The organism is Pseudomonas sp. VE 267-6A (genome assembly GCF_024126555.1).
In the GTDB taxonomy this organism is placed as follows: Bacteria; Pseudomonadota; Gammaproteobacteria; order Pseudomonadales; family Pseudomonadaceae; genus Aquipseudomonas; species Aquipseudomonas palmensis.
Genome location: NZ_JAMYBY010000016.1, coordinates 126,584 through 134,656, shown reverse-complemented (window position 1 = coordinate 134,656; position 8,073 = coordinate 126,584). Strand labels below are relative to the sequence as shown.

6 protein-coding genes are annotated in these 8,073 nt (G+C 64.8%); 4 read left to right on the top strand and 2 right to left on the bottom strand.

Annotated features, from left to right (window positions below; translation table 11 throughout):
- Positions 1 to 138: 138 nt before the first annotated feature.
- Positions 139 to 1,200, bottom strand: a complete 1,062-nt coding sequence (gene lptG / locus NJH59_RS19290) for an LPS export ABC transporter permease LptG (protein WP_043862433.1) — start codon at positions 1,198 to 1,200, stop codon at positions 139 to 141.
- A complete protein-coding gene (gene lptF, locus NJH59_RS19285) occupies positions 1,193 to 2,308 on the bottom strand; it encodes an LPS export ABC transporter permease LptF (RefSeq protein ID WP_043862434.1) in 1,116 nt (371 codons plus the stop codon). Before lptF ends, lptG begins: the two co-directional genes overlap by 8 nt.
- A 287-nt stretch (positions 2,309 to 2,595) precedes the next feature.
- On the opposite strand from lptF, the gene NJH59_RS19280 reads away from it, so the two are divergent.
- The 4 genes from NJH59_RS19280 (at position 2,596) to NJH59_RS19265 (ending at position 7,955) form a co-directional block, all read left to right on the top strand.
- On the top strand, positions 2,596 to 4,089 hold the full coding sequence (locus NJH59_RS19280) for a leucyl aminopeptidase (protein ID WP_054916377.1): 1,494 nt from the start codon (positions 2,596 to 2,598) through the stop codon (positions 4,087 to 4,089).
- A 51-nt stretch (positions 4,090 to 4,140) separates the two neighbouring features.
- A complete protein-coding gene (locus NJH59_RS19275) occupies positions 4,141 to 4,569 on the top strand; it encodes a DNA polymerase III subunit chi (RefSeq protein WP_043862523.1) in 429 nt (142 codons plus the stop codon).
- Between the two features lie 2 nt (positions 4,570 to 4,571).
- Positions 4,572 to 4,937: a hypothetical protein gene (locus NJH59_RS19270; RefSeq protein ID WP_043862436.1), complete on the top strand. Its 366-nt coding sequence runs from the start codon at positions 4,572 to 4,574 to the stop codon at positions 4,935 to 4,937.
- Between the two features lie 171 nt (positions 4,938 to 5,108).
- On the top strand, positions 5,109 to 7,955 hold the full coding sequence (locus tag NJH59_RS19265) for a valine--tRNA ligase (RefSeq protein WP_043862437.1): 2,847 nt from the start codon (positions 5,109 to 5,111) through the stop codon (positions 7,953 to 7,955).
- Positions 7,956 to 8,073: the final 118 nt, after the last annotated feature.

The following is an 8,073-nucleotide window of genomic DNA, read 5'->3' as shown; positions in this document are numbered from 1 at the left end:
ACGCTGTGTGCGCTTTACACCTTGCTCCATCTGACTCTCCGGAAATTCGGGATGGGAGGTGTAAACCTTATTCAGGACGGGACACAACCAATGAAAAAGCCGACCCTGAGGTCGGCTTTTTGTTGGCCAGGGTAATCGCTACCCCGCCCTGCGTAGCAACCACACCCCCGCCAGCGCACAGATTGCCGCCGGGATCACCACCGCCAGCAGCGGCGGGAAGCCGAACACCTGGCTCGAAGGGCCCAGCAGGTCCTGGGCGATGCGGAACACGAAGCCCACCAGCACCCCGGTGAACACCCGCTGGCCCAGCGTCACCGAACGCAGCGGGCCGAAGATGAACGACACCGCCATCAGGACCAGCGCCGCCGTGACCACCGGTTGCAGCACCTTGGTCCAGAACGCCAGCCAGTAGCGCGCGTTGTTCAGGCCCTGGTCGGAGAGGTAGTGAATGTAGTCCCACAGCCCGCTGATCGACAGCGACTCGGGCGCCAGTACCACGGTGCTGAGCAGCTCGGGGGTCAGGGCGACGTCCCAGCGCTCCTCGGCATTGTGGATGACTTCGGTGTGGTCCCCACGGAAGTGCGTGGTGGTCACGTCGGTCAGTTCCCAGTGGCCCTGGGTGTATTGCGCCCTGCGCGCAAAGCTGGAGGTCTGCATGTGACGCTCGTTGTCGAAGCGATAACGCGTCACGCCCAGCAACAGCCCATTGGGCTGCACGGTGTTGATGTGCACGAACTCTTCGCCCTGGCGGTGCCACAGGCCGCGCTTGGAGCTTTGCGCCTCACCGCCACCCTGCGCCAGCGAACGGTCGGCCTGGGCCTTGTTCTCGGTCACGGGTGCCAGGTACTCGCCCATCAGCACGCCGATCAGCATCAGTACCAGCATCGGCTTCATGACCGCCCACACGATGCGCCCGATGGACACGCCGGCAGCGCGCATGATGGTCAGTTCGCTGCTGCTGGCCAGGCTGCCCAGGCCGATCAGGCAGCCGATAAGCGCGGCCATCGGCAGCATGTCGTACAGGCGCCGTGGCGCGGTCAGCAGCACGTAGTTGCCCGCGTCCCACAAGGTGTAGGTATCGCTGATGTCGCCCATCTCGTCGATGAAGGCGAACAGCGACGCCAGGCCGAGGATGATCCCCAGCACGGCGAGGATGGCCATGAACACGCTCTGGCCGATGTAGCGATCGAGTTTAGCCACGGGCCACCTCCGCACGACGGCTGGCGCGCTTGAGGCGCAGCGGCTCCCAGAACATCAGGCCCAGGCCGATCAGCAGGAACAGCCCATGCACCGGCCACAGGCCCAGGCCGATCGGCAACTTGCCTTTCTCCAGGGCGCCGCGGGCGGCAATCAGAATCGTCAGGTAAGCCATATACAGAAGGATCGCCGGCAGCAGCTTGAGGAAACGGCCCTGGCGCGGGTTGACCCGCGACAGCGGCACCGCCATCAGGGTCACGATGAACACCAGCAGCGGCAGCGACAGGCGCCACTGCAGTTCGGCACGCTCGCGCAGCCCGGTACTGCCGATCAGTTCGGACGTCGGGATGGCCTCGCGCTCGGTGACTTCCTGGCTGACCTCCGGCTTGGGCAGCAGCACACCGTAGGTGTCGTACTTGATGGCGCGGTAATCGGCCTGGCCCGGGTTGCCGTCGTAGCGGTAGCCGTTTTCAAGGATCAGGTAGCGGTTGCCGTCGGCCTGCACTTCCTGACGGCCCTTTTCGGCCACCAGCACGGAGATGCCACGGTCCTTGCTCTTGTCCTGGGACAGGCGCTTCTCGGAAATGAACACGCCAGCCAGCTTTGAACGGTCATCCGACAGCTGCTCGGTGTACGTGACCCGCGAACCGTCGCGCAGGTTCTGGAAGCGGCCCGGCACCAGGGTGTCGAACTCGGTCAGCGCATCCTGCTGGTTGATGATCTGCGATACCTGGGTCACGCCCTGGGGCGCCAGGCTCAGGCTCAGCCAGGCTACCAGCACCGCGATCAGTGCAGCCGGCATCAGGGTCATGCCCAGCAGGCGCTGCTGGCTCATGCCGGTTGCCGAGAGCACGGTCATCTCGCTTTCCAGGTACAGCCGGCCGTAGGCCAGCAGGATGCCCAGAAACAGGCCCAGCGGCAGGATCAGTTGCAGAAAGCCCGGCAGGCGGTAGCCCATGATCAGGAACAGTACGCCCGGATCGAGCATGCCCTGGGCCGCCTGGGCCAGGTATTTGATGAAGCGCCCGCTCATGATGATGACCAGCAGCACAGCGCTGACGGCACTCAAGGTCACCAGGACCTCGCGGGACAGATAACGGAAGACGATCAAACCAGACACTCCTGGGTTGTCAGGCTCGGACAGCCGAACAAGGGAAAACGTTGCAACCAAGATAGTCGCCCGCCCGCCAAAGGCGAACCCGGACAAAAGTGCGCGCATTATCCTGTGAATGGCCGTGCCTGTCACTTGGCGCCGTGCAAAGCTTCATCTCGGGGTTGTCAGCGCGCCCGCCGCAGGCTCAAACTGGGCGCTTTCTGACTGGCCCGCCACGGCGCGCCAGGCCGCTTCGAGCGCCTGCACCGCCAGCGCGCACTGACAGTTCATTCGGGGACCCTGACATGGAATTGGTTGTAAAAAGCGTAGCCGCAGCATCCTTGAAAACCGCCACCCTGGTACTGAGCGTGGGTGAAGGCCGCACACTGGGCGCTACCGCCAAGGCCGTGGACGACGCCAGCAACGGCGCCCTGAGCGCAGTGCTCAAGCGCGGCGACCTGGCCGGCAAGGTCGGCCAGACCCTGCTGCTGCAAGGCCTGGCCGGGGTCAAGGCCGAGCGCGTATTGCTGGTGGGGACCGGCAAGGACGCCCTTGCCGACCGCGCCTGGCGCAAGCTGGCGGGCAGCGTGCTCAACGTGCTCAAGGGCCTGGCTGGCAGCGATGCGGTGCTGGCACTGGACGACGTTGCCGTGACCGGCCGCGATGCCAACTACGGCAAGGTACGCCTGCTGGCCGAGAGCCTGCTCGATGGTCAATATGTATTCGATCATTACAAGAGCAAGAAGGCCGAGCCGATCGCCCTGAAGAAGATCACCCTGCTCAGCGACAAGGCCGGCCTGGCCGAGGTGGAGCGCGCCGTCAAGCACGCCACCGCCATCGCCAACGGCATGGGCTTCACCCGCGACCTGGGCAACCTGCCGCCGAACATCTGCCACCCAAGCTACCTGGCCGAACAGGCCAAGGCGCTGGGCAAGGAGTTCAAGGGCCTCAAGGTCGAGGTGCTGGACGAGAAGAAGATCAAGGACCTGGGCATGGGCGCGTTCTACGCCGTGGGCCAGGGCAGCGATCAGCCGCCACGCCTGATCGTGCTCAGCTACCAGGGCGCCGCCAAGAAGAGCGAGAAGCCTTACGTACTGGTGGGCAAGGGCATCACCTTCGACACCGGCGGCATCAGCCTCAAGCCCGGTGCCGGCATGGATGAAATGAAGTACGACATGGGCGGTGCAGCCAGCGTGTTCGGCACCCTGCGTGCCGTGCTCGAACTCAAGCTGCCGATCAACCTGGTGTGTGTACTGGCCTGTGCCGAGAACATGCCCAGCGGTGGCGCCAGCCGTCCGGGCGACATCGTCACCACCATGAGCGGGCAGACCGTCGAAATCCTCAACACCGACGCCGAAGGCCGCCTGGTGCTGTGCGACGCACTGACCTACGTGGAGCGCTTCAAGCCGCAGGCAGTGATCGACATCGCCACCCTGACCGGCGCCTGCATCGTCGCCCTGGGCAGCCATACCTCGGGCCTGATGGGCAACGACGACGAACTGATCGGCCAACTGCTGGACGCCGGCAAGCGTGCCGACGACCGCGCCTGGCAACTGCCGCTGTTCGACGAATACCAGGAGCAGCTCGACAGCCCGTTCGCCGACATCGCCAACATCGGCGGCCCGAAGGCGGGCAGCATTACCGCCGGCTGCTTCCTGTCGCGCTTTGCCAAGGCCTACCACTGGGCCCACCTGGACATCGCCGGCACGGCCTGGACCAGCGGCGGCAAGGACAAGGGCGCCACTGGCCGCCCGGTACCGCTGCTGACCCAATACCTGCTCGACCGCGCTAACGCATGAGGCGCCGCCCACCGGCCGCGCTGCAAGGCGTAGCCGGTGGGCCACCCCACCATGAGCAAAGTCGACTTCTATATCCTGCCCAGCCCCGCGCCTGCCGCTCGGCTGGATTTCGCCTGCAAGCTGTGCGAAAAGGCCTGGCGCCTTGGGCACCGCGTGTACCTCAACTGCAGCGATGCGGCCCAGCGCGACGAGCTGGATGCGCGGCTGTGGGCGTTCAAGGGCGAGGCCTTCGTGCCCCACAGCGCGCTCGAGGACGACCCGCACGGCGCGGTGGCGCTGGGGGTCGGTGACGACCCGGGCGATCATCAGGACCTGCTGGTCAATCTCGACCTGAAGGTACCCGGTTTTGCCGCACGCTTTGCCCGCATTGCCGAGATCGTGGTGGAGGAGCCGGCCATTCGTGCGGCGGCGCGGGAGAGTTTCCGTTTCTACCGTGAACAGGGCTATGCTCTGCAAGACCACCGTTTACAGCGACTCTGATGATGGACAAACCTGCCCCCATGCCAAAACCTGCGCATTTGCTGGACGATCTGGAGTCGATTCGCCAGTTGCTGGGTGACGATGCCCTGGAACCGCCACTGCTGACCGAGACCGTCGAGGAGCAGATACCGTTGCTGCTCGAGCCGGCCGAACCGGCAGCGCGGGCCCCGGTGGCTGCCGAGCCGGCTGCCGAGCCCGACCCGCAGGCGCGCCGCCAGGACACCCTGCTGCACCTGGACAGCGAACTGCGCGCGGCGGCGCAGTTGATCATGCAGGATGTGATCAAGGACTTTACCCCGCATATCGAGAACGAGATCAAGCGGCGCCTGGATGCCCGCCTGGAGCGGTTGTTGAACTCACGCTCGTAATCAAAAACGGGGGGGCGAGCCTTTGGCTCGCTTCGCCGGCAAGGCCGGCTCCTACGCGAAGAATTCCCCACAGTTTTTTGCCCCACTCCCGCACCTCACGCTACGCCCCGGCCCTTATCCCCGCTATACTTCTCGGCTTTCCTGAATAAATGCCATAGGGTCCCGCCGCGCATGGATAAGACCTACCAGCCGCACGCCATTGAAACTTCCTGGTACAACACCTGGGAGTCAGAGAATTATTTCGCCCCGCAAGGCGCGGGCGATTCGTACACCATCATGATCCCGCCGCCGAACGTGACCGGCAGCCTGCACATGGGTCACGGCTTCAACAACGCGATCATGGACGCCCTGATCCGTTTTCGCCGCATGCAGGGTCGCAACACCCTGTGGCAACCAGGCACCGACCACGCCGGCATCGCCACGCAGATGCTGGTGGAGCGTCAACTGGAGGCCAAGGGCCAGAACCGTCACGACCTGGGCCGCGACAAATTCCTCGAGAAAGTCTGGGAATGGAAGGATCAGTCCGGTGGCAACATCAGCCGCCAGATCCGCCGCCTGGGCTCGTCGGTAGACTGGAGCCGCGAGCGCTTCACCATGGACGACGGCCTGTCCGAAGCGGTCAAGGAAGCCTTCGTGCGCCTGCATGAAGATGGCCTGATCTACCGCGGCAAGCGCCTGGTCAACTGGGACACCAAGCTGCACACGGCGATCTCCGACCTCGAAGTGGAAAGCCACGACGAGAAAGGCCATCTGTGGAACCTGCGCTACCCGCTGGCCGACGGTGCCACCACGGCCGACGGCAAGGACCACCTGGTGGTCGCCACCACCCGTCCGGAAACCCTGCTCGGCGACGCCGCCGTGGCCGTCAACCCGAACGACGAGCGCTACCAGGCGCTGATCGGCAAGTTCGTCAAGCTGCCGCTGGTCGGTCGCCTGATCCCGATCATCGCCGATGACTACTGCGACCCCGAATTCGGCACCGGCTGCGTGAAGATCACCCCGGCCCACGACTTCAACGACTACGAAGTCGGCAAGCGCCACAACCTGCCGCTGCTCAACATCTTCGACAAGAACGCCGCGGTGCTGCCGGCAGCCCAGGTGTTCAACCTCGACGGCAGCCTGAACGAAAGCCTGGACGCCAGCCTGCCTGCCGCCTACGCCGGCCTCGACCGCTTCGTGGCGCGCAAGCAGATCGTTGCCGACCTGGATGCCGCAGGCCTGCTGGTCAGCGTCGACGACCACGCCTTGAAAGTGCCCAAGGGCGACCGCTCCGGCACCATCATCGAGCCATGGCTGACCGACCAGTGGTACGTGTCGACCAAGCCGCTGGCCGAGCCTGCGATCGCCGCCGTCGAAGACGGCCGCATCCAGTTCGTGCCCAAGCAGTACGAGAACATGTACTTCTCCTGGATGCGCGACATCCAGGACTGGTGCATCAGCCGCCAGCTGTGGTGGGGCCACCGCATTCCGGCCTGGTACGACGTGTCGGGCAAGGTCTATGTGGGGCGCAGCGAAGAAGAAGTGCGCGCCAAGCACCAGCTGGGCGACGACGTGGTCCTGAACCAGGACAACGACGTGCTCGACACCTGGTTCAGCTCGGGCCTGTGGACCTTCTCCACCCTGGGCTGGCCGCAGCAGACCGAATTCCTCAAGACCTTCCACTCCACCGACGTGCTGGTGACCGGTTTCGACATCATCTTCTTCTGGGTTGCCCGGATGATCATGTTGACCATGCACCTGGTGAAGAACGAGGACGGTACCCCGCAGGTGCCGTTCAAGACCGTGTACGTGCATGGTCTGGTTCGTGATGGCCAGGGCCAGAAGATGTCCAAGTCCAAGGGCAACGTGCTCGACCCGCTGGACATCGTCGACGGCATCACCCTGGACGCGCTGCTGGAGAAACGCACCAGCGGTCTGATGCAGCCCAAGCTGGCCGACAAGATCGCCAAGCAGACCAAGGCCGAGTTCCCCGAAGGCATCGCCAGCTACGGCACCGATGCCCTGCGCTTCACCTTCTGCTCGCTGGCGTCCACCGGTCGCGACATCAAGTTCGACATGGGCCGCGTCGAAGGCTATCGCAACTTCTGCAACAAGATCTGGAACGCCGCGCGCTACGTGCTGGACAAGGGCGAGGACTGCGGCCAGAACGGCGAGGCCTACGAGCTGTCGCTGGCCGACCGCTGGATCATCTCGCAGCTGCAGCGCACCGAAGCCGAAGTGACCCGCCAGCTGGACCAGTTCCGCTTCGACCTGGCCGCCCAGGCGCTGTACGAGTTCATCTGGAACCAGTACTGCGACTGGTACCTGGAGCTGTCCAAGCCGGTACTGTGGGACGAGAACGCACCGGTCGAACGCCAGCGCGGCACCCGTCGCACCCTGGTCCGCGTGCTGGAAGTGGCGCTGCGCCTGGCGCACCCGTTCATGCCGTTCATCACCGAGGAAATCTGGCAGCGCCTGGCGCCGCTGGCCGGTATCGAAGGCAAGACCATCATGCTGCAGCCGTGGCCGGTGGCCAACGAAAGCCGCATCGATGAAGCGGCCGAAGGCGATATCGAGTGGCTCAAGGAACTGATGCTGGGCGTGCGCAACATCCGTGGCGAAATGAACATCGGCCCGGGCAAGCCATTGCAGCTGTTCCTCAAGAACGCCAGTGCCGAAGACGTGCGTCGCCTGCAGGAAAACGAGGCACTGCTCAAGAAGCTGGCCAAGATCGAATCCTTCACCGTGCTGGGCGAGCAGGACGAGGCGCCGCTGAGCGCCACCGCCCTGGTCGGTGACCTGCAGGTGCTGGTGCCGATGGCCGGGCTGATCGACAAGGATGCCGAGCTGGCGCGTCTGAACAAGGAAATCCAGCGCCTGCAAGGCGAAGTGCAGCGGGTGGGCGGCAAGCTGTCCAACCCGGCGTTCGTCGACAAGGCGCCGCCTGCGGTGATCGACAAGGAGCGCGCCAAGCTGGCCGAGGCCGAACAGGCCCTGGCCAACTTCACCGAGCAGCATGCGCGGATTGCCGCCTTGTAATACTCACTGACTGTAGGAGCCGGCCTTGCCGGCGAAGCAGGCGACACTGCCCTGCTACCTGCACTGGCAAGGCTGCGCCTTGCATCGCCGGCAAGGCCGGCTCCTACAGGGGGCCCGT

Bases quoted from the DNA above. Each gene is read 5' to 3' on its own strand.
- NJH59_RS19280 (WP_054916377.1), top strand. From the start codon at position 2,596: ATGGAATTGGTTGTAAAAAGCGTAGCCGCAGCATCCTTGAAAACCGCC.
- NJH59_RS19265 (WP_043862437.1), top strand. From the start codon at position 5,109: ATGGATAAGACCTACCAGCCGCACGCCATTGAAACTTCCTGGTACAAC.
- NJH59_RS19275 (WP_043862523.1), top strand. From the start codon at position 4,141: ATGAGCAAAGTCGACTTCTATATCCTGCCCAGCCCCGCGCCTGCCGCT.
- NJH59_RS19270 (WP_043862436.1), top strand. From the start codon at position 4,572: ATGGACAAACCTGCCCCCATGCCAAAACCTGCGCATTTGCTGGACGAT.